Raw genomic sequence first — 19550 nt, 5'->3', positions numbered from 1 at the left:
GCCGTCCGCCGTGGGACGATGGAAGGGATGAGCACCAGCGATCTCGACACCATCGGGCAGCGCACGGTCACCGACCTCCGCCGCGACTTCCCCGCCTTCGCCGACGGCGCCGCCTACGGCGCTCCGACCGACGGCGGCGCGTCGGTCGCCTATCTCGACTCGGCGGCGACCGCGCAGCGCCCCGCGCGTGTGCTCGACGCCGAACGCGACTACCTCGAGCAGCACCTCGCCCCGGTGCACCGGGGCGCGAGCGCCGCCGTGGGCCTGTCGACGACCCTCTTCGAGGACGCCCGCGCGACGGTCGCCCGCTTCGTCGGCGCAGGCGAACGCGAGATCGTCTGGGCCGAGAACGCCACCGACGCGCTCAACATCGTCGCGCTCGGCATGGCGGATGCCTCGGCCGGACTCGGCGGGCCCGAGGCATCCCGGTTCGCCCTCGAGGCCGGTGACGAGATCGTCGTGACCGAGGCCGAGCACCACGCCAACCTGATCCCGTGGCAGCGCCTCGCCGCGCGCACCGGCGCGCGCCTGCGCGCCGTGCGCGTCGACGAGCGCGGCCTCTGGTCGGTCGACGCCCTCGCCGCCGAACTCTCGGACCGCACGCGGGTCGTCGCGATCGCCGCGGTGTCGAACGTGACCGGCTACCTGGCCCCCGTCGCCGACGTCGTCACGGTCGTGCGCGAGCGCTCGCCCCGGGCGTTCGTCGTGCTCGACGCCTGCCAGTCGGTGCCGCACCTGCCGAGCGACCTCGGCGCGCTCGGGGTCGACTTCGCCGCGTTCTCGGGGCACAAGATGCTCGGCCCGAACGGCATCGGCGTGCTCTACGGCCGCGCCGAACTGCTCGACGCCCTGCCGCCCGCCCGCACCGGCGGATCGACGATCACGCGCGTGACCGTCGACTCGGCCGAGTTCCTGCCTGCGCCGCACCGCTTCGAGGCCGGCACCCAGCCCGTGTCGCAGGTCGTCGCCCTCGCCGAGGCGGTGCGCTACCTCGAGTCGATCGGCATGGCCGCGGTCGCGGCGCACGAGCGCACCCTCGCCGAACGCGTCGCGGTGCAGCTCGCCGAGGTGCCCGGCGTGCGCCTCATCGGGCCGCCCCCTGGCTCGCCGCGCGCCGGGCTCGTCTCGGTCGCCGTCGACGGGGTGCACGCGCATGACGTGGGGCAGTTCCTCGACGACGCCGGCGTGATCGTGCGGGTCGGCCACCACTGCGCGCAGCCGTTGCATCGAGCGCTCGGCATCACCGCGACCACCCGTGCGAGCGCGCACGTCTACACCTCGGCCGACGAGATGGATCGCTTCGTCGCGACCCTCGGCGAGGTGCGGCGGTTCTTCGGCGTCGCCGACGAGGCCGCGGCGGTGATCGCGTGAGCGGGCTCGAAGGGCTGTACCAGCAGATCATCCTCGACCAGGCGAAGCGCCGCAACGGCGACGGGCCCCTCGAGGGCGCCGATGCCGAGCACCACGAGTTCAACCCGACGTGCGGCGACGAGATCACCGTGCGCGTCAAGCTCGACGAGGGCGGCGAGCGCCTCGCCGCCCTCGCCTGGCAGGGCGACGGCTGCAGCATCTCGATGGCCTCGGCCTCGACGCTCGCCGAGCTCGCGACGGGTCGGCCCGTCGACGAGGTGCACGGGCTCATCGAGGGATTCCGTGCGATGCTGCGCTCGCAGGGCGCGGGCGAGCCCGACGAGGAGCTGCTCGGCGACGCGATCGCGTTCCACGGCGTCTCGAAGTACGTCATGCGCGTGAAGTGCGCGATGCTCTCGTGGGTCGCGCTCGAGGCCGCACTCGCGAAGGCGGCCCCGGCGGGCGGGTAGCGGAACTCGCGGCTAGCCGAAGACCGGCTCGAAGCGCGCCTCGTCGAGCACACGGGCGGCGAGACCCGGCGGCACGTCGTCGAGCTCGGGCGGGTTCCAGCGGGGGGCCCGATCCTTGTCGATCACCTGCGCACGGATGCCCTCGCGGAGGTCGTGCTGCTCGATGAACCACGTCACCGCCCGGAACTCCTGCTCGAGCGCGGCCTCGAGGTTCGGCAGGGTGCGCGCCCGCCGCACCGACTCGAGCGTCACCGACAGCGCGGTCGGCGAGAGGGCGTCGAGCTCGTCGGCGGCCGCGGCGGCGTAGGCAGTCGCCCCCGGGTCGAGGGGATGCGTCGGGAAGGCGCTCGACGAGGCATCCTCGCGCCCGTCGGCGAAGGCGCGCAGTCGCGCGATGATCTCGGCGACGGTCGGCGCCGAGTAGCAGGCGTCGACCCAGTCGCGCGCGAGCGCGAGCGCCGACGGGCCCGGCGTCTCGTCGAAGAGCATGACGATCTCGGCCGGGCTGCCGGGGTCGGCGCGCTCGGCGAGGGCCTGCAGCACGTGCGGGATGCGCTCGGACGGCACGAAGGCGTCGGCGAAGCCGGCGTGCAGCGCGTCGGCCGCGTCCATGGTGCGCGAGTTGAGGGCGAGGTGCACGCCGAGCTCGCCCGGCGCCTTCGCGAGCAGCCAGGACCCGCCGACGTCGGGCGTGAAGCCGATGCGGGTCTCGGGCATCGCGATGCGCGAGCGCTCGGTGACGATGCGCACCGAGGCGTGCCCCGCGAGGCCGATGCCGCCGCCCATGGTGATGCCGTCCATGATCGCGACGACGGGCTTCGGGTAGCGGGCGATCGCCGCGTCGAGCCGGTACTCGGCGCGGAAGAACTCACGGGCCTCGGCGTGGTCGTCGTTCACGGCGTAGCTGTGGAGCTCGCGCACGTCGCCACCGGCGCAGAAGCCGCGCTCGCCCGCACCGTCGAGCACGACGAGACCGACCTCGGAGTCGTGCCGCCACGCCTCGAACACCTCGGCGAGGGCGCGGATCATCTCGTACGAGAGCGCGTTGAGGGCCTGCGGTCGGTCGAGCGTGACGTGGCCGACCCCGTCGGCCACGCTCGCGGAGATGTGGTCGCTCACGCCTGCCACCGTATCGTCCCGACCGGTCGACGGGGTTAGGATGCCCGGATGGTCCCCGTCGAGCACCTCTGGACGTTCGTCCTCGCCTCGATCGCGCTCATCCTCATCCCCGGCCCGAGCGTGCTCTTCGTCATCGGCCGCTCGCTCGCGCTCGGACGCCTGGGCGGGCTGCTCAGCGTCGTCGGCAACGCCCTCGGCATGGTGCCGCTCGTGATGGCCGTCGCCCTCGGCGTCGGCGCGCTCGTCGCGCAGTCGGTCGTGCTCTTCACGATCATCAAGTTCGCGGGCGCCGCGTACCTCGTCTACCTCGGCGTGCAGGCGATCCGCCATCGCAAGGAGGCCTCGCGTGCGGCGAGCGACGACGCGCCGCCCCGCTCGCACTGGCGGCAGCTCGCCGAGGGCTTCGTCGTCGGGGTGACGAACCCGAAGACGATCGCCTTCTTCGTCGCCGTGCTGCCGCAGTTCGTGTCCTTCCAGGCGGGGGCGATCCCGCTGCAGCTCTTCGAGCTCGGCGTCGTGTTCATCGTGCTGGCGCTCGTCTTCGACTCGATCTGGGCGCTCGCCGCGAGCGCCGCCCGCGACTGGTTCGCCCGCACCCCGCGACGCATCGAGCACCTCTCGGCCGCCGGCGGCGTCATGATGATCGGTCTCGGCGGAGTGCTCGCGCTCAGCGGCAACAAGCACTGAGCCCGCCCGCTCCTTCCCGCTTCGTCCTGTTCTCCCCAGGAGGCCGCACGCTCGGCCCGACCCGTCGGGCGCGCTCGCCGGCGACCCCGGCATCGCGCGCGACGTAGCCTGCGACGATGCATCCCTTCGAGATCCTCGCCGAGCCGGTGCGTCGCCGCATCGTCGAGGTGCTCGCCGTCGGCTCGCACCCGGTCGGGATGCTGAACGACCTCATCTCGATGGAGTTCCAGGTGTCGCGCTCGGCGGTGTCGCATCATCTCCGGATCCTGCGCGACCACGGCGTGGTACGCGTGCTCCCGGCGTACACCGAGCGCCTCTACCTGCTCGAGGAGGACTTCATGCGAGCACTCGATTCGGCCGTGGACGAGCTGTTCGACCTCTGGGATCACCGCTACGGCTTCGGCACGGACCGCGCACCGGTTCCGCCCGAGCAGCCGTCGCGGGCGCCCCGGGCGTCACCGACGGCACGCACTGCACCGATGCCGGCGCCGACGCCGTCCGGCCGCCTCCACCGCGCCGGGCGCAAGGGACGCCGCGGCTTCGTTCCCGGGAGCTGGCTCGACGACGGGTGAGTAGTGCGCCGGCCGGTCGGCCGCCCTCGCCGACTGTTTCGCGTTTCGCCTATGCCAGTTCCGCCTCACTCACGGATGCGGCACTCCCGCAGCATCCTGCGCGGTGTCCCCTCCCTGTCAACGGCGGGACCGACCCCGTCGCCACTCGGCCGCGCACCTCCGCCCGTTTCGATGAGGCGGAACTGGCATAGCTCGAAAGCGAAAGTCCCAGCATCGGCGTCACCAGTCGCACCGCCACGGTGCGCGGGGCGCACGGCCATGCGCGAGCGGCCGACGGGGCGGGGCCGCACGCCTACACGTCGGCGGGGTTCACGGCCGTGCCGACGAGCACCGCGCGGCCGATGCCGTGGAAGAAGCACTGGATCGCGAGGTTCGCGGGCGTCGCCTCGGGGTCGATCGACAGGCGCGGCACGTCGAGCGCGTGCACGACGAACATGTAGCGGTGCACCCCCGTGCCGGGCGGCGGCGCCGAACCGGCGTAGCGGCGCTCGCCGTCCTCGTTCGGAAGCACGAGGGCTCCGGTCGGCAGCTTCAGCGCGCCCGGCTCGCCGGCGTCGGCGTCGAGGCTCGTGACCGACGCCGGGAGGTTCGCGACCGCCCAGTGCCACCAGCCCGAACCCGTCGGCGCGTCGGGGTCGAAGCACGTCAGGGCGAAGCTCTGCGTCTCGGGCGGGAACCCCGACCAGGACAGCTGCGGCGAACGGTCGCCGGCGCCCTGGCCCGCGGCGCGCAGCGGCAGCGGCAGCTCGGCGCCGTCGACGAAGTCGGCGCTCTCGAGTGTGAACTCCGCCATCGGCTTCAGCGCCTGCAGCGCGGCGTACGGGTCGTGATCGAACATCGGCGTTCCTCTCGACGGATGCCACCAGCCTAGGCCGGGCGCACACGGCGAGCGCGGAGCATCCACTCGTAGACTCTCGTGGTGCCGATCGCCAAGATCCTCCTCTACTACGCCTTCACGCCGCTCGCCGACCCCGACGCGGTGCGGCTCTGGCAGCGCGACCTCGCCTCGTCGCTCGGGCTGCGCGGGCGGATCCTCGTCTCGAAGGACGGCCTGAACGGCACGCTCGGCGGCGAGCTGCGCGCCCTCAAGCGGTACGTGCGCACGACGCGCGACTACCCCGCGTTCAAGCACATCGACTTCAAGTGGAGCGAGGGCACCGGCCTCGACGAGTCGGGCGCGAGCCTCGACTTCCCGAAGCTCAGCGTCAAGGTGCGCGATGAGATCGTCTCGTTCGGCGCGCCCGAGGAGCTCGCGGTCGACGGCGAGGGCGTCGTCGGCGGCGGCACGAGGCTCAGCCCCGAGGCGCTGCACGAGCTCGTCGCCGAGCGCGGCGACGAGGTCGCCTTCTTCGACGGCCGCAACGCGCTCGAGGCCGCGATCGGCCGCTTCGCGGGCGCCGTCGTGCCCGACGTCGAGACGACGCGCGACTTCGTCGCCGAACTGGATTCGGGGAAGTACGACGAGCTCAAGGGGCGCCCGGTCGTGACGTACTGCACCGGCGGCATCCGCTGCGAGGTGCTCTCGAGCCTCATGGTGAGCCGCGGGTTCGGCGAGGTCTACCAGCTCGACGGCGGCATCGTGCGCTACGGCGAGCGCTTCGGCGACGACGGGCTGTGGGAGGGCTCGCTCTACGTCTTCGACGGCCGCGGCTCGATCGACTTCAGCGACCACGCCGCCGTGATCGGCGAGTGCGCCCGCTGCGGCGGCGCGACGAACCGCACCGCCAACTGCACGGATGCCTCGTGCGACACCGAGTTCGTGCTGTGCGAGTCGTGCGGCTCGGCCCAGTGCCCCGCGCACGCGGCGGCGTGACTCAGCGGCGACGCCGGGCGTAGGCCCGCGCGTTGCGGCTCGAGAGCGCGAGCAGCACGAGGATGTCGAGGGCGAGCGTCACGAGCGTGGTGCGCAGCGTGATCTCGGCGTCGCCGCCGAAGTAGTCGACGGCCGACCAGGTGATGCTGATCGTCGCGAAGACCATCACCGTGATGCGGGCCCAGTTGCTGCCGCGGTACACGAGCACCGCGAGCACGAGCTCGATCGCGAGCACGATGCCGCCGCCGACGAGGATGAGGACCAGGCCGACGTCGGAGACGGTCTGCGCGTCGACGTCGCCGTCGAGTTCGATGCCGAAGTCGCCCTCGAGCACCTGCCGCCACTGCACGGCGAGCGCGAGCAGCCACACGACGCCGGCGACGACGCGCAGCACGACGAGCACGGCGCCGAACACGGTCGCGGCGGGGCGCCGCATCGAGGGTCGCGCCGGCTCGCTCGGCCGGGCCAGGTCGCCGGGCGACTCGTAGGCCGGGCGCTTGCCGCTGCTCATGCGCGTCCCTCCTCGCGGGCCGGCTCGATCGCGCCGAGCGGGACCTCGCCGACGTCGAGCACCGGCAGGCCGCCGTCGGTGCTGATCGAGTCGCCGCCGCCGTTGCGCGAGTGGTAGCCGGTCGAGAAGTCCTCGAGCACGTCGAGGCGTGCCGCGGGGTTGGCGCCCAGCACGGTCGCGACGATGTGGTCGCGCTCGACGTCGATGTCGGCGTCGATCTTGTGCGTGACCTGCAGGGTGAAGAGCGAGAACCCGACCGCGCGGTCGAAGGTGCCCGCGGCGAGCCAGTCGACCCGGCGCCCGCCCGGCAGCAGCCAGTCGTCGGGGGTGCGCCAGAAGCGCACGTGATGCCGCTTCGCGGGGTTGTCGTCGACCTCCTGCTGATAGGCGAAGTCCTGCTGCCTGCCGAAGAGGAACAGCGGGCTGACCGGGGCCTCGTCATAGCTGCGGCGGGTGATGGTCGAGGTGACGATGCGCCAGCTCGAGGCCGGCGTCACGTCGTCGGCCCTCGTCCATCCGGCGGCGCGCATGGCGGCGTGCACGTGCTCCTCCCCGCCGTCGAGGGCGAGGTTGACGGGATCGCCGAGCAGCCCGTCGCTCGTGCGCGCGCGGCCGATGAAGTAGTCGGGCACGTAGATCGTCGTGAGGATGCGGTGGAGGCGCGGCAGCACGAGGTACGCGAGCACCAGCCAGAACGCGACGAAGAACAGCAGCCCGAACCATCCCCAGTCGAAGCTCTGCTCGAGGATGAGCCACGCGAGCCACACGGCCGCGATGCCCGCGTAGACGAAGAAGAACCCGTCGAGGAGGGCGTTCGCCGAGAACCGGCGCGGCCTGCGACCTGCTGCTGCCCCCTCCGGCGTCTCCCCCATGCCGGAATGCTACCCGGGGACGCGTCCGGGGCTCGGCACGGCGGGCCCCGCGGGGCCGAGTCAGCTCGGCGGGGGCAGCTCGACGACCCGGAACCGCTCGAGCACTACCCAGGTGTCGTCGTCGAGGACCGCCGTGCCACCGGTGCTCACGGTGTGCTCCGCGCCGTTCCAGAAGCCCTCGTGCACCTCGCGCCACTCCGCGACGGTCGTGAGCCCCTCGCCCTCGTCGACGGCGTTGAGCCGGTCGCGGAGCGGCCCGGGGTAGGCGAACTCGGTGACGGGCAGGCGCGACGCGCGCTCGAGGAACTCGGACATGACCCCCAATGCTATGGTCCCGGACCTGCTCGGACGCCCCGGCGGGTCCTAGGGTGAGGTCATGACCCTCGTCGAGACCGCCGCCGAACTCCGCCGCCTGCACTCCGCCCCCGAGCTCCTCCAGGTGGTGAACGTGTGGGACGTCGTGAGCGCCCGCGCCGTCGCCGCCCTGCCCGAGACCCGCGCCCTCGCGACGGCCGGCCACTCGATCGCCGCGTCGTTCGGCTACCCCGACGGCGAGATCCCGGTCGACCTCATGCTCGACATGGCCGGCCGCATCGCGCGCGCCGTCGAGGTGCCCGTGAGCGCCGACCTCGACGACGGCTACGGCGACGCCGGCGAGACCGTGCGTCGCGCGATCGGCGAGGGCATCGTCGGCGCGAACATCGAGGACCGCCTGAAGCCGCTCGCCGAATCGGTCGCGGTCGTCGAGGCGGCCGTTGCGGCGGCCTCCGCCGAGGGCGTGCCGTTCGCGCTCAACGCCCGCACCGACGCCTGGCTGCGCGGGCACGAGCGCCCCCGCGAGGTGTGGATCGCCGACGTGGTCGAGCGCGGTCGCGCGTTCCTCGACGCGGGTGCGACGAGCGTGTTCGTTCCGGGCGTGTTCGGCGAGGCCGAGATCGAAGAGCTCGTCGCCGGCATCGGCGAGCAGAAGCTCGCCCTCATCGGGCTGCCGGGCGTGCCGGCGCCCGCACGGCTCGAGGCCCTCGGCGTGGCCCGCCTCTCGTACGGCCCGACGACCCAGCGTGTCGCGCTCGGCGCCCTGCAGGACCTGGCGACCGGGCTCTACGCGGGCGGCGTGCTGCCCGACGGCATCCGCCCGTTGAACTGAGCGGCTGCGGATTCCCCGCCCTGATCTGCGAATCCCCCACGAGACGGATGCCTCGTGCCCCCCGATCTCGCTAGGGTGAGCATGTCCGGGGCCTCGGCCGCGGTCACGGGTCGTGCGGGGGCGCGGCCCACCTGCGGCTCACGACGGCCCCCGACGTGAGGAGCGCGCATGGCCGACGGCATCCCCATCGAGATCACGGGGCTCAGCAAGCACTTCGGCGCGGTCACCGCCGTCGACGACCTCAGCTTCACGGTCGAGCCGGGGAGGGTCACCGGGTTCCTCGGGCCGAACGGCGCCGGCAAGACGACGACGCTGCGCGTGCTGCTCGGGCTGGTCCGCGCGTCGAGCGGCACGGCGACGTTCGGCGGCACGCCGTACCGCGCGCTGCCGCGCCCGCTCGAGACGGTCGGCGCGGCGCTCGACGCGAACTTCCACCCGGGGCGCACCGCCCGCAACCACCTGCGGGTGTACGCCACCGCGGCCGGCATCCCCTCGACGCGGGTGCCGGTGGTGCTCGAGCAGGTCGGCCTCGCCGAGTTCGCCGACCGGCGCGTCGGCGGCTACTCGCTCGGCATGCGCCAGCGCCTCGCCCTCGCGTACACGCTGCTCGGAGACCCGGGCGTCTTCGTGCTCGACGAGCCGATCAACGGCCTCGACCCCGAGGGCATCCGCTGGATCCGCGTGTTCCTGCAGACGCTCGCACGCGAGGGCCGCACGGTGCTCGTCTCGTCGCACCTCCTCAGCGAGGTGCAGCAGTCGGTCGACGAGGTCGTCATCATCTCGCGCGGGCGACTCGTGAAGCGCGGAACGCTCGCGAGCCTCGAGCTCGACGCCGCCCCGCGCACCATCGTCGACTCCCCCGACCGGGCCGCGCTCGCGTCCGCGCTCGACTCGGCCGGCCTCGCGTACGACGCGGGCCGCAGCGGGTTCATCGTCGACGAGCCCGACCCCGGGCGGGTGGGCCATGCGGCGTTCCTCGGCGGCGTCGAGCTCAGCGCCCTGCACCGGCTGAAGTCGGGACTCGAGGAGTCGTTCCTCTCGCTCGTCGGCGACTCCCCCGAGGAGGAGGCGCTCGCGGACCACGCGACGGGCGTGGCGGCGACCGACGCGTCCGTCGACGCGCCGGGCGCGGACGAGGCGGCACCACCGCCCGACGAGCCTCCGGCCGGCGACGCCCCCACCGGTGAGGAGGGCGTGCGATGAGCTTCTTCCGCGCGCTCGGCGCCGAGTTCCAGAAACTCCTGACCACCCGCATGTGGTGGCTGCTCGCGATCCTGCTGGCCGCGTACGTCGCGTTCATGGCGGGCGGCCTCGGCGCCCTGTTCAGCTGGCTCGGCGCGAACCCCGACGCCGCGGCGGAGTCGGGCGGCGCTCCGCTGCCCGCCGACGTCGAGCTCGCCCCGCTGCTGTACAGCTTCGCCTCGAGCATCGGCTACGTGTTCCCGCTGCTCCTCGGCGCGCTCGCGGTGACGAGCGAGTTCCGGCACAAGACCCTCACCCCGACCTTCCTCGCCGAGCCGCACCGCACCGTCGTGCTGTCGGCCAAGCTCGTCTCGCAGCTCGTCGCGGGCGCCGTGCTCGGCGTGATCGGCTACGCGGTGTCGGTCGGTTCGGCGGCGGCGGCCCTCGCGGGCTTCGGCCTCGAGACCGGGCTCGACTCGAGCGACACCTGGGCGCTCATCGGCCGTGGCGTCCTCGCGATGGCGCTCTGGGGCGGCATCGGCGTCGGGCTCGGCGTGCTCGTGACGAACCAGGTCGCCGCGGTCGTGATCGTCATCGCGTTCACCCAGTTCCTCGAGCCGATCCTGCGCTTCGCGGCGTCGCTCAACGACGTCACCGCGACCGTCGGACGATACCTGCCGGGCGCCGCGAGCGATGCGCTCGTCGGCGCCTCGTTCTACACGGTCGCCGCGTTCGGCGCGGCCGAGACGCTCGAGTGGTGGCAGGGCGGGCTCGTGCTGCTCGGGATCGCGCTCGTGACGACGGCGATCGGCGGGGCCACGACCTGGCGGAGGGACGTCTCGTAGGTGGACGCCGCCGAGCTCCGATCGCGCCGGCTGTTCGCGCAGGGGCTGCGCGGCGCCATCACGAACGACACGGCCGCGAAGGGCGCGGATGCCACGTGGGCGGCGTCTCCCACGACCCCCGAGGCCGTCGTGGCCCGGGCGCTCGCGGTGCAGGCGCAGGAGTACCTGCCCGCCCAGTGGGGCCTCGCGCAGCGGCTGCCCGGGTCGGCGCGCCCCGATGCCGCGACCGTCGCCGCCCGCATCGACGACGGCGTGATCCTCCGCACGCACGTGCTGCGGCCCACCTGGCACTTCGTGGTGCCCGCCGACGCCCGGTGGCTGCTCGAGCTCTCGGCCCCGCGCGTGCGGCAGCAGATGGCGGGAACCATCCGCAAGGCCGGATGGGACGGCGAGGCCGGGCGCCGCGCCGTCGACGTCGTCGCGCGCGAGCTCGCGGCCGGCCATCGCACCCGCGACCTCCTCGGCGCGGCGCTCGTCGATGCGGGCCTCCCGAAGGAGGGGCTGATGTTCGTGCTGCTCCGCGCCGAGCTCGAGCTCGTCGCGATCTCGGGTGCGAGCGTCGGGAAGCAGCGCAGCTACGCGGCGTTCGACGAGCGGGTGCCCGCCGCCCCGCCGCGCCCCAGGGAGGAGGCGCTCGCCGAGCTCGTCGAACGCGCGCTGCTCACCCGGGGGCCGGCGACGACGCGCGACCTCGCAACCTGGTCGGGGTTCACGCTGCGCGACGTCCGTACCGCGCTCGTCGAGGCATCCGCCCGCACCGACGGCCGGATCGAGCGGCTCGACGACCCCGACGAGACCGAGCTCTGGCACGACGCGGCCGTCGCGGCCGCCTGGTCGTCGCGCGGCGGCGAGCGCGCGGCAGTCGACGACGACCCCGCGCGCGTCGACCTGCTGCAGGGCTACGACGAGTACGTGATGGGCTACGCGATGCCCCGCGCCTACCTGCAGCCGCCGGGGATCGCCGCACCGATCATCCCCGAGTTCCCGCTGCACGCGATGCTCATCGGGGGCACGATGGTCGGGCGTTGGGCACCGATCGTGCAGGGCTCGCGGGCGACCCTCAGGGTGGTGCCGTGGCGTGGGTTCTCGCGCGCCGAGCGCCGCTCGCTCGACGAACGGCTCGCCGAGGTCGACGGGTTCCTCGGGCTCCCCTCGGAGGTCGTCGTCGAGCCCGTCGCCCCGATCTGACCGGGAGTCGGCGGGTCAGCCGAACAGCTCGCCGAGCACCGTCGCGGCGAGCGCGACGAGCCCCCCGACGCTGAGCAGGCACGCTCCGGCGAACACGGCGATGGAGGCGACGGCCGTGCGCCGGGTACGACGCACGACCGAGGGCAGGGTCGCGGTCGTGTCGCGGGTCGGCGGCGGCCCCGCGGCGAACCTCGGCGGTCGCGGCGGCGGGGATGCCTCGGGCGCGCGCGCCTCGTACCGGTCGAGCACTCCGGGGCCGGCGCCGGGCTCGGCGGTCCGCAGCACCTCCTCGGAGACCGGTGCGGGCGCGGGCCGGCGACGGTCGCGTCGGGTCGGCGCGTGCATGACGGGCGCACCCCGGTGGGTGAGCCGGCGCCTCGAGGAGTCGCCCCGGTCGACGACCACCGTCGCCTCGTCGGAAGCGGAGGTGCGCGGGACGACCACGGTCGCCTCGGCCTCGGTGCCGGCGTCGCCGCGGACGACCGTGCGCTCGACGACGACCGTCTCGTCATCGACGCGGGAGACGACCACGGTCGCCTCGTCGTGGAGGTCGTCGTACTCGAGGTCGTCGAGCATCGAACCCGCGTGCTCCTCGCTCATGAACGCCTCCGCACGGGGATCGTCGTCTCGTCGTCGACCTCGGGCGAGCCTGCGCCCTCGGGCGCCATGCGGGGGACGCCGGTCGTGGCATCCGCGTGCTCGTCGAGGCCGCCGGAGAGGACGTCGACGACGACGACCGTGATGTTGTCGTGCCCGCCCGCCTGGCGGGCGCGCTGCACGAGCGCCGCCGCGGCGGACTCGGGCCGGCCGCTCATCGTGAGCGTCGCCCGGATGCCCTCGTCGCTCACCTCGGAGGTCAGGCCGTCGCTGCAGATCAGCAGGCGTTCGCCGTTCACGACGGGCAGCAGCCAGCTGTCGGCCGTGCTGTCGGGGGCCCCGATCGCCCGCGTGATGACGTTGCGACGCTCGAACGTCGCAAGGTCCTCGGCGCGCAGTGCACCGCCGTCGACGAGCTCCTGGCCGAGCGAGTGGTCGACCGTGAGCTGCTCGAGCTCGGTGCCGAGGTGTCGGTAGACGCGCGAGTCGCCGACGTTGAAGACGAGCCAGGCCGGCTCGCCCTCGTCGTCGACGAGCGCCACCCCGGCGACGGTGCTGCCCGCACCCCGATCGGTGCCGGCCGCCACGGCGGCGACCCGCGCGCTCGCGCCGGCGAGGGACTCCCGCACGCCGACGACGGTCGCCATCGGCCGGCCCAGGACGTGCTCGCGGAACGCGTCGACGACGGCCGCGCTGGCACGGTCGCCCGCCTCGTACCCGCCCATGCCGTCGGCGACGAGATAGACCGGCCACTCGGCGAGTGCGGCGTCCTCGTTGGTGCGGCGGACGAGCCCGACGTCGCTTGCGGCGGCGGCGGCGAGCCTCACGCGGTGTTCGGGCATCAGCGCGGGGCCTCCTGCTGCCCGTCCCGCTCGAGCGCGACGGCGAGGGTGCCGAGCACGAGGCGGCCCGCCACCGGCGTGGGCACGCCCGGGTCGATCAGCCGGTCGACGCCGCCCGCGTCGGGCACCATGACGCCGTTCGTCGAGTCGAGGTCGGTGACGCTCCACTGCTCGCCGTCGAGGCGCAGCACCGCGTGCGTCTTCGAGAGCGTGCGGCTGAGGTCGGGCACGACGAGGCGCTGCTCGCCGGTGAGCGCAGCGCGCGGATTGCGGCCGAGCACGACGACGGGGGCGTCGAGCTCGAGCGACGTGCCGTCCTCGAGCGCCAGCCGCCAGCGCACGAGCGGTCGGCGGGCGACCACGACGGTGCGGTCGAACGGGTCGTCGTCGCCCTCGCCGGTGACGATGGTCGGGGCGTCGGCCGGTTCGAACGGGTCGAACATCGAGGCGGCGGAAACCGCAGGGACGGCCGGCGCTGCGGGCGGCTGGGCCCCGAGCGGCGCGGCGAGTGCGGCGTAGGCCGCCGCCGCGCCGCTCGGCTGCGGCGGGACCGCGTCGACGGCCGGTGCCGGGCTCGCCGCGGGCGGTACCGCGGGCGGTGCGGCAGCGGGCTCGGGCGCGGGGGCCTGCGGGATCGGCGGGAGCGGTTCGATCCGCCCGGGGATGCGGGGCGCCACGACGCCGTGCTCGGCGACCGGGGCCACCGGCGGCTGGGAGCTCGGCGGGGCGAAGAGCGAGGAGACGGAGTCGTCGGTCACGACGTGCGGCACGACCGGTGCTGCGGTCGCGCGCGCGGGCGCCTCGGATGCCGGCGCGTCGTTGAGCGGCGAGGCCCAGGCCTGCGCGGCCGCCGACATGTGCGCGGGGGCCGCGGGCGGAGCCGCCGCGACGATCGGCGCGGGGGGCGCAGTGGGTGCGGTCGCCGCAGCCGGCGCCACCGGCGCCGCGGGGACGAACGGTGCGACGAGCGGGGCGGGCTGGGGAGCAGGAGCGAGGTGCGGCGCGGCGGCGAGCGGCCCCCCGGGCACCCCGGGGGCGACGGGCGGGATCTCCCCCGCGCCGGCGCCCCGCAGCGGCATGCGGCCGAGCTCGGGGTCGGGCGAGGGCCCCGTCGCGAGCACGGTCGCCCAGACGGGCGGGAGCAGCACGCCGAGCACCGTGGTGCCGACGCCCCGCCAGCTCTGGGTGCTGATGCGGTGCAGTGCGAACACCTTGAACACGAGGCCGACGACCTGCGCGAGCGGCACGTACATGAGCAGGGCGAGCCAGGGCTGCTGACGGCCGATCTTGAAGAGCTGCATCTCGTTGTACACGGGAACCCACGCCGACCAAGCGGGCTGCCCGAAGCGCGCGAACACCTTCGCGAGCATCGCCGCGTACCAGACGTACAGGCCGATGCCGATCAGAAGCGAGAACCCGACCGCCATGAACGTGGCGGCGACGAGCTGCTGGGAGTCGACTGGGGTCATCGTGCTGGCTCCTCGAGTGATGCGCGAGCGGGGCGGAGGGGGCGGGTCAGGGAGGCGAACGAGAGCTTCGCCGCGAGTCGCGCGCGGGCACGCGCACGGGCGCGCAACGCTGCGCGCTCGGCGTCGACGATCGCCCACGCCGCCTCGGCGTCGGCGTCGCCCGGCGGGTCACCGGCGAACACGGCGCCGTCGACCCTCGCCGCGAGCTCGACGGCGGCGCGCCGACCGGTCGCCCGTGCGGCGGCCGCGCGGTCCGCGGTCGCCGAGACCGGCAGCCCGTGGTCCGCGTACAGGTCGACGAGTTCGTCCCATGCTCCGACGATACGCACTTCGGGCACCGGCTCGTGCCGACGTCGGCGCGAGCGGGCGGCCTTCGCCGCGAGGAGCACGCTGAACGGCAGCAGGAGCAGGAGCACCGCCGCGCCGGCGAGCCCGGCCCACTTGAGGATCGAGAGCAGCGAGACGAGGCCGAGGTCGGTCTCCTCGGGCGACGCCGCCGCGGTCTCGCTCGCCTCGCTCTGGGCGGCGGGCGGGTCGACCGTCGCGGTGTCGGTGCGGTCGGGGGTGGTCGGGTGCTCGGGGAGCTGCTCGCCCTCCTTGATCAGGCTCGGGGCGACCTCGTGCTGGGGAGTCGCGTCGACGGGCGTCCACGCGCCGCCCTCGGCGGTCACCTCGGCCCAGGCCGCCAGCGCTCCGCCGGCGCACACCTCGGTGCATGCGGCCGCACCCGGCACCTCCTCGGCTCCCGCGAGCCGGAACCCGAGCACGACGCGCGACTCGTAGCCGAGTGCGCGCGCGAGCAGCGCGATCGCGGTCGCGAACTGCTCGTCGTCGCCGACGGCGGCGACGAGCGCCGCATCGGACGCGTCAGGTCCGGCCAGCCGCTGCTGGTCGACGAGCTGGGTGAAGAGCGCCTCGATCCGCGCAGCGGAGTGCCCCGAGTAGCTCGGCAGGAACGTGTACCCGGCGTCGAGGCGGGAGATCCACTCGGCGGCGTCGGGGCCGTCGACGGCGGCGTGGCTGAGGTAGCCGCGGCCGCGCAGGCGATCGACGAGCTCGGTGAAGCCGGCGGCGGTCGCGGGCTGCTCCTGCATCTCGACCCACTCGGCGAGCGCGGGATACTCGTCGAGGTCGATCAGCGGGGTCGAGTCGGGCTCGCCGAGCGGCGCGGGCGCGTCGGGGGCCGAGACGAGCGAGTACGCATCGCCTGGCAGCAGGCCGTGCCCGGCGCCCGAGACCGGCGCCGAGGCATCCGGCACCGCGGCGATGTCGATGGAGGTCGCCCCGTCTGCGGCGCGGTGGAAGCCGTCGGCGAGGGCGGCCCGCCGCGCGCCCTCGAACTCGGGGGCGGCGCGCAGCCCGAGCGGGGCGGGGACCCAGACGCCGGCGTAGCCGTCGTCGACCGTGAGCCCGAAGGCGACGTCGCCCGGCATGCGCGCGGCCGCACGCGGCAGCCGGCTGAATCGTGCCGCCGCGTCGTCGCGGGCGGCCGCGACGTGGAAGGTCTCGCCGTCGTAGCTGTCGAGCGTCGCGAGACGGAGGCGCTCGACGCCGCCCGTGTCGCCCTCGATCACCAGCCAGGGCTCGTCGATCCGGTCCGCCCCGAACGCCGCCCGGTAGCTCGCGAGCGGGGTCGCGGTCTGCCGGAGCACGACGGCGGGTTCGATCCGGTCGCGCAGGGCCGAGCGATCGGTCAACTGCGCGGCGGCCGGGGTGACGACGGCTCCCACGACGAGTGCGATCGCGACGAGCACGGAGGCGAGCGCGCGTCGGCGCACCGCCGGCCAGCCCGAGAGGCCCGCGCGCTGCACGGTGCCGGCGGTCGCCCGTCGCAGCGCGACGGCACGGATGGACCGCGAGCGCAGCAGCAGCCACACGAGCGCCGCGGCGAGCCCGCCGATGCCGACGGCGAGCTCGCGCGGTGCGGGCACGACGACCGGACCCACGACGAGCGGCTCGCTCAGCGAGCTCGAGCCGAACGCGAGGCCGAAGCCCGACATCGCGAAGCCGACGACGACCGCGAGCGGCGAGCTGCGCCGGTCGGGTATCACGAGGAGCCCGGCGACCAGCGAGCCGACGAGCATCACGAGGAGGAACGGCACGAGGACGGCCTGGTACTCCCCCAGCGGGAGCGAGAGGGTGAGCAGCTGCTTCCAGCCGACGATCACGCCGACGAAGCCGTCGCGGATGCCGCGCAGCCACGTCGGGGCGTCGCCGACCGCGCCCGGAACGGCGACCGGCACCACGATGAGGGCGTACACGACGGCGGTCGCACCGACGGCGAACAGCGCCGCGAGCGGGCCGTGCAGGCGCAGCGACTGCGCGACGATCGCGACCCCGAGGCCGGCGACGGTGCCGACGGCCGCGACCAGGAGCATGCGCGGGGCGGCGTACACGGGCCACGCCGCGACGGTCGCCAGCACCGCGGCGACGACGACGTAGCCGAGGCCGAGCGCCATGCGCAGCGGGTCGACGCCCGGGGCGGGCGCCTCGGCGCGGCGGCGGGCCGCCGGTGCGCTCATCGCAGGGCCCCTCTCGCGAGGAGCTGGCCGAGGTCGCCGAGCTCGCCGAGGGTGAGCACGGTGAGCTCCTTCGAACGGCGGGCTGCGGGCTCGGCGCCCGGCTCGCAGCGCACCGCGACGACCGCGATGCCGGGCGGCAGCGTGACGGCCGCACGACGGAGGCGCTGCAGCGGCACCAGCGACCCGGTCACGAGGTAGGCGATCGAGAGGTCGCCGAAGGACTGCGCGACGAGGGCGGCCACCGACTCGAGCCGGATCACGCCGGCGCCCGCACCGGCGGCCGAGGCGCCGGAGAGGCCCGACATCCCGTCCAGGAGCACCCGCGACGTCACCGTCGGCAGCGACCGCATCGACTGGACCGCACCGCGGTCGGCGGTGTCGAGCTCGGCGCTCACGCCGACGAGCACGTCGCGTCCTTCGCGCACGCCCTGCACGCCGAGCGAGGCGGCGGCGCTCACCGCCTGCTCGAACTCGTCGTCGCTCGAGTAGCCGTCGAGGTCGAGGTCGAGGAGGACGGCGATGCGCGCGTGTCGCGACTCCTCGTACTGCCGCACCATGAGGCGGCCGGTGCGGGCGGTCGACTTCCAGTGCACGTGCCGCTGCGAGTCGCCCACGACGTACTCGCGCACCGCGTGGAACGAGAGGTCGGCGTCGACGAGCTGGTTCGAGGGTGCGCCCTCGAGGTCGCGGATGAGCCCCGCGCTCGACGGCGGCAATGCCACCGTGACGGGGTGCACGTGCACCCGCTGCACCTCGGGCCAGCTCATCTCGCGACGCAGCACCCGCAGCGGGTCGCCGCGCGAGACCGTCATCGGCCCGACGTCGATGATGCCGCGGCGCTGCGCGGCGATGAGCAGTTCCTCGCGATGGTGCCCGCCGCCGCGAAGCAGCGGGACGTGGGCCTCGACGAGTCCGTCGCCCACGGGGATGTCGACGATCCCGGGCAGCGCGGGCCGGGCGCCGTCGTTCACGAGGTCGAGGGTGCCCCTGATCTCGTACCCGGCGATCACCCGGTCGCGGTCGAGCTCGAGCCGCACGCGGTAGTCGTGGGCGCCGAGCAGGAAGGGCACGCACACGAGCAGGAGCGCGCCCGCCATGGCGGCCACGACCCACCCCTCGAACCAGCCGAACGCGGCCCCGGCGACGACGCCCGCGACCACGAGGCCGACGAGGAGCATCCCCGCCGGGGAGACCGTCTCCCGCACCCAGGCGACCGCGCGCGCGGACGCGCCGCCCACGGCTCGCGCGCCGCGGCGCAGCCGGGCCGCGCCCTCGGCCACCGGGCCGCGGCGCGTGCGAGCGAGCCGCGTGACCGTGGCGCCACGGGTCGAGGTGACCGTGTCGGCGGTCGCGGGCTTGCGGAGGAGATCGGTCGGCTGGGTCACGCCACCCCGTTCTCCCGGGGAGCGGGCACGTCGAGGAGGATCTGGTTGACGATCGCGACCGCCGTGACCCCGTCGAACTCGGCCTCGGGCTCGAGCACGAGGCGGTGGGCGAGCGCCGCGACGGCCAGCTCGCGGACGTCGTCGGGGGTCGCGTAGGTGCGCCCGGCGGCGGCGGCCCAGGTCATCGCGAGGCGCGACAGCGCGATCGCGCCGCGGACGCTCACGCCCAGGCGCACCTCGGTCGCCCTGCGGGTCGCGTCGACGAGCCGCATGACGTAGTCGGAGACGAGCGGGTTCACGTAGACGCCGCGCGACAGCTCGGTCATCGCCACGATCGTGTCGGTGCCGACGATGCCCTCGAGCGTCGGCTTCGGGGCGCCAACGGCCTGCAGGATGCGCATGGTCGAGGCCTCGTCGGGGTAGCCGATCGAGGTCTTCACGGTGAATCGGTCGAGCTGCGCCTCGGGCAGGCGGTACGTGCCGCCCTGCTCGATGGGGTTCTGGGTCGCGATCACGAGGAACGGGTTGCCGACCGGGCGCGTGACGCCGTCGGTGGTGACGTTGCCCTCCTCCATGACCTCGAGCAGCGCCGACTGCGTCTTCGGGCTCGCGCGGTTGATCTCGTCGGCGAGCACGATGTTCGCGAAGACCGGCCCCGCGTGGAACTCGAACCGCCCGGCCTTCTGGTCGAAGACCGTGATGCCGGTGACGTCGCCCGGCAGCAGGTCGGGCGTGAACTGGATGCGCGAGCTCGTGCCGTGGATCGTCTGCGCGATCGCCCGGGCGAGCGCGGTCTTGCCCGTGCCGGGGGCGTCCTCGAGCAGGACGTGCCCGCCCGAGATCGCCGTCGCGAGCACGAGCTCGACGACGTGCCGCTTGCCGAGCACGGCCTGCTCGATGTTGTCGGCGATGAGCGAGAACGTCTCGGCGAACCAGGCGGACTGCTCCGGGGCGATCGTCACTGGGGTTCCTCTCGAAG

At 74.4% G+C, this 19550-nt stretch carries 20 protein-coding genes; 9 read left to right on the top strand and 11 right to left on the bottom strand.

Going from position 1 to position 19550, the window contains the following annotated elements; genetic code table 11:
- The first annotated feature begins 27 nt into the window (after positions 1–27).
- A complete protein-coding gene (locus ACFVTH_RS08130; RefSeq protein ID WP_387088950.1) occupies positions 28–1371 on the top strand; it encodes an aminotransferase class V-fold PLP-dependent enzyme in 1344 nt (447 codons plus the stop codon).
- The gene (gene sufU, locus ACFVTH_RS08125) at positions 1368–1820 is read left to right on the top strand and encodes a Fe-S cluster assembly sulfur transfer protein SufU (protein WP_387088947.1); all 453 of its coding nucleotides are present in this window, start codon (positions 1368–1370) and stop codon (positions 1818–1820) included. Before ACFVTH_RS08130 ends, sufU begins: the two co-directional genes overlap by 4 nt.
- Before the next feature lie 12 nt (positions 1821–1832).
- Here sufU and ACFVTH_RS08120 read toward each other — a convergent pair whose 3' ends face one another.
- Positions 1833–2939, bottom strand: a complete 1107-nt coding sequence (locus tag ACFVTH_RS08120; RefSeq protein WP_387088944.1) for an enoyl-CoA hydratase/isomerase family protein — start codon at positions 2937–2939, stop codon at positions 1833–1835.
- Positions 2940–2987: 48 nt separating this feature from the next.
- Here ACFVTH_RS08120 and ACFVTH_RS08115 point away from each other — a divergent pair, with 48 nt between their 5' ends.
- Both ACFVTH_RS08115 and ACFVTH_RS08110 read left to right on the top strand, forming a co-directional pair.
- Positions 2988–3626 carry a LysE family translocator gene (locus ACFVTH_RS08115; protein WP_387088941.1) on the top strand — a complete coding sequence of 213 codons (639 nt, stop codon included), beginning with the start codon at positions 2988–2990 and terminating at the stop codon, positions 3624–3626.
- Between the two features lie 116 nt (positions 3627–3742).
- The gene (locus tag ACFVTH_RS08110) at positions 3743–4198 is read left to right on the top strand and encodes an ArsR/SmtB family transcription factor (protein ID WP_387088938.1); all 456 of its coding nucleotides are present in this window, start codon (positions 3743–3745) and stop codon (positions 4196–4198) included.
- A 292-nt stretch (positions 4199–4490) separates the two neighbouring features.
- Here ACFVTH_RS08110 and ACFVTH_RS08105 read toward each other — a convergent pair whose 3' ends face one another.
- Positions 4491–5036 (bottom strand): YbhB/YbcL family Raf kinase inhibitor-like protein, encoded by a 546-nt coding sequence (locus ACFVTH_RS08105; RefSeq protein WP_387088935.1) that lies wholly within the window; start codon positions 5034–5036, stop codon positions 4491–4493.
- Positions 5037–5117: 81 nt separating this feature from the next.
- Here ACFVTH_RS08105 and ACFVTH_RS08100 point away from each other — a divergent pair, with 81 nt between their 5' ends.
- A complete protein-coding gene (locus ACFVTH_RS08100) occupies positions 5118–6011 on the top strand; it encodes a rhodanese-related sulfurtransferase (RefSeq protein WP_387088933.1) in 894 nt (297 codons plus the stop codon).
- 1 nt (position 6012) lies between these two features.
- Here the strand turns inward: ACFVTH_RS08100 and ACFVTH_RS08095 are convergent, their stop codons facing one another.
- From ACFVTH_RS08095 to ACFVTH_RS08085, 3 genes are read right to left on the bottom strand one after another with little or no spacing between them, the layout of a single operon-like run.
- Positions 6013–6522 carry a hypothetical protein gene (locus ACFVTH_RS08095; protein WP_387088931.1) on the bottom strand — a complete coding sequence of 170 codons (510 nt, stop codon included), beginning with the start codon at positions 6520–6522 and terminating at the stop codon, positions 6013–6015.
- On the bottom strand, positions 6519–7394 hold the full coding sequence (locus ACFVTH_RS08090) for an LssY C-terminal domain-containing protein (RefSeq protein ID WP_387088928.1): 876 nt from the start codon (positions 7392–7394) through the stop codon (positions 6519–6521). Before ACFVTH_RS08090 ends, ACFVTH_RS08095 begins: the two co-directional genes overlap by 4 nt.
- A gap of 60 nt (positions 7395–7454) precedes the next feature.
- A complete protein-coding gene (locus ACFVTH_RS08085; protein ID WP_387088925.1) occupies positions 7455–7709 on the bottom strand; it encodes a hypothetical protein in 255 nt (84 codons plus the stop codon).
- Positions 7710–7770: 61 nt separating this feature from the next.
- On the opposite strand from ACFVTH_RS08085, the gene ACFVTH_RS08080 reads away from it, so the two are divergent.
- The 4 genes from ACFVTH_RS08080 (at position 7771) to ACFVTH_RS08065 (ending at position 11756) form a co-directional block, all read left to right on the top strand.
- Positions 7771–8541: an isocitrate lyase/phosphoenolpyruvate mutase family protein gene (locus ACFVTH_RS08080; protein WP_387088922.1), complete on the top strand. Its 771-nt coding sequence runs from the start codon at positions 7771–7773 to the stop codon at positions 8539–8541.
- 168 nt (positions 8542–8709) lie between these two features.
- Positions 8710–9744: an ABC transporter ATP-binding protein gene (locus ACFVTH_RS08075; RefSeq protein WP_387088919.1), complete on the top strand. Its 1035-nt coding sequence runs from the start codon at positions 8710–8712 to the stop codon at positions 9742–9744.
- Positions 9741–10568, top strand: coding sequence for an ABC transporter permease (locus ACFVTH_RS08070; protein ID WP_387088916.1), 828 nt, complete (start codon positions 9741–9743; stop codon positions 10566–10568). Before ACFVTH_RS08075 ends, ACFVTH_RS08070 begins: the two co-directional genes overlap by 4 nt.
- Positions 10569–11756, top strand: a complete 1188-nt coding sequence (locus ACFVTH_RS08065; protein WP_387088913.1) for a winged helix DNA-binding domain-containing protein — start codon at positions 10569–10571, stop codon at positions 11754–11756.
- A 15-nt stretch (positions 11757–11771) separates the two neighbouring features.
- On the opposite strand, the gene ACFVTH_RS08060 is transcribed toward ACFVTH_RS08065, so the two are convergent.
- From ACFVTH_RS08060 to ACFVTH_RS08035, 6 genes are read right to left on the bottom strand one after another with little or no spacing between them, the layout of a single operon-like run.
- Positions 11772–12356 (bottom strand): hypothetical protein, encoded by a 585-nt coding sequence (locus tag ACFVTH_RS08060; RefSeq protein ID WP_387088910.1) that lies wholly within the window; start codon positions 12354–12356, stop codon positions 11772–11774.
- Entirely contained in the window at positions 12353–13195 is an 843-nt protein-coding gene (locus ACFVTH_RS08055; RefSeq protein WP_387088907.1) for a PP2C family protein-serine/threonine phosphatase, read from the bottom strand. Before ACFVTH_RS08055 ends, ACFVTH_RS08060 begins: the two co-directional genes overlap by 4 nt.
- A complete protein-coding gene (locus tag ACFVTH_RS08050) occupies positions 13195–14664 on the bottom strand; it encodes a DUF5684 domain-containing protein (protein ID WP_387088904.1) in 1470 nt (489 codons plus the stop codon). Before ACFVTH_RS08050 ends, ACFVTH_RS08055 begins: the two co-directional genes overlap by 1 nt.
- Complete coding sequence (locus tag ACFVTH_RS08045; RefSeq protein ID WP_387088901.1) at positions 14661–17186, bottom strand: transglutaminase domain-containing protein; 2526 nt, start codon at positions 17184–17186, stop codon at positions 14661–14663. Before ACFVTH_RS08045 ends, ACFVTH_RS08050 begins: the two co-directional genes overlap by 4 nt.
- The gene (locus ACFVTH_RS08040) at positions 17183–18571 is read right to left on the bottom strand and encodes a DUF58 domain-containing protein (RefSeq protein ID WP_387088898.1); all 1389 of its coding nucleotides are present in this window, start codon (positions 18569–18571) and stop codon (positions 17183–17185) included. Before ACFVTH_RS08040 ends, ACFVTH_RS08045 begins: the two co-directional genes overlap by 4 nt.
- Entirely contained in the window at positions 18568–19533 is a 966-nt protein-coding gene (locus tag ACFVTH_RS08035; RefSeq protein WP_386939227.1) for an AAA family ATPase, read from the bottom strand. Before ACFVTH_RS08035 ends, ACFVTH_RS08040 begins: the two co-directional genes overlap by 4 nt.
- Positions 19534–19550: the final 17 nt, after the last annotated feature.

The organism is Agromyces sp. NPDC058104 (genome assembly GCF_042884835.1).
Lineage (GTDB): Bacteria > Actinomycetota > Actinomycetes > Actinomycetales > Microbacteriaceae > Agromyces.
This window is presented reverse-complemented; position numbering and strand designations above follow the sequence as displayed.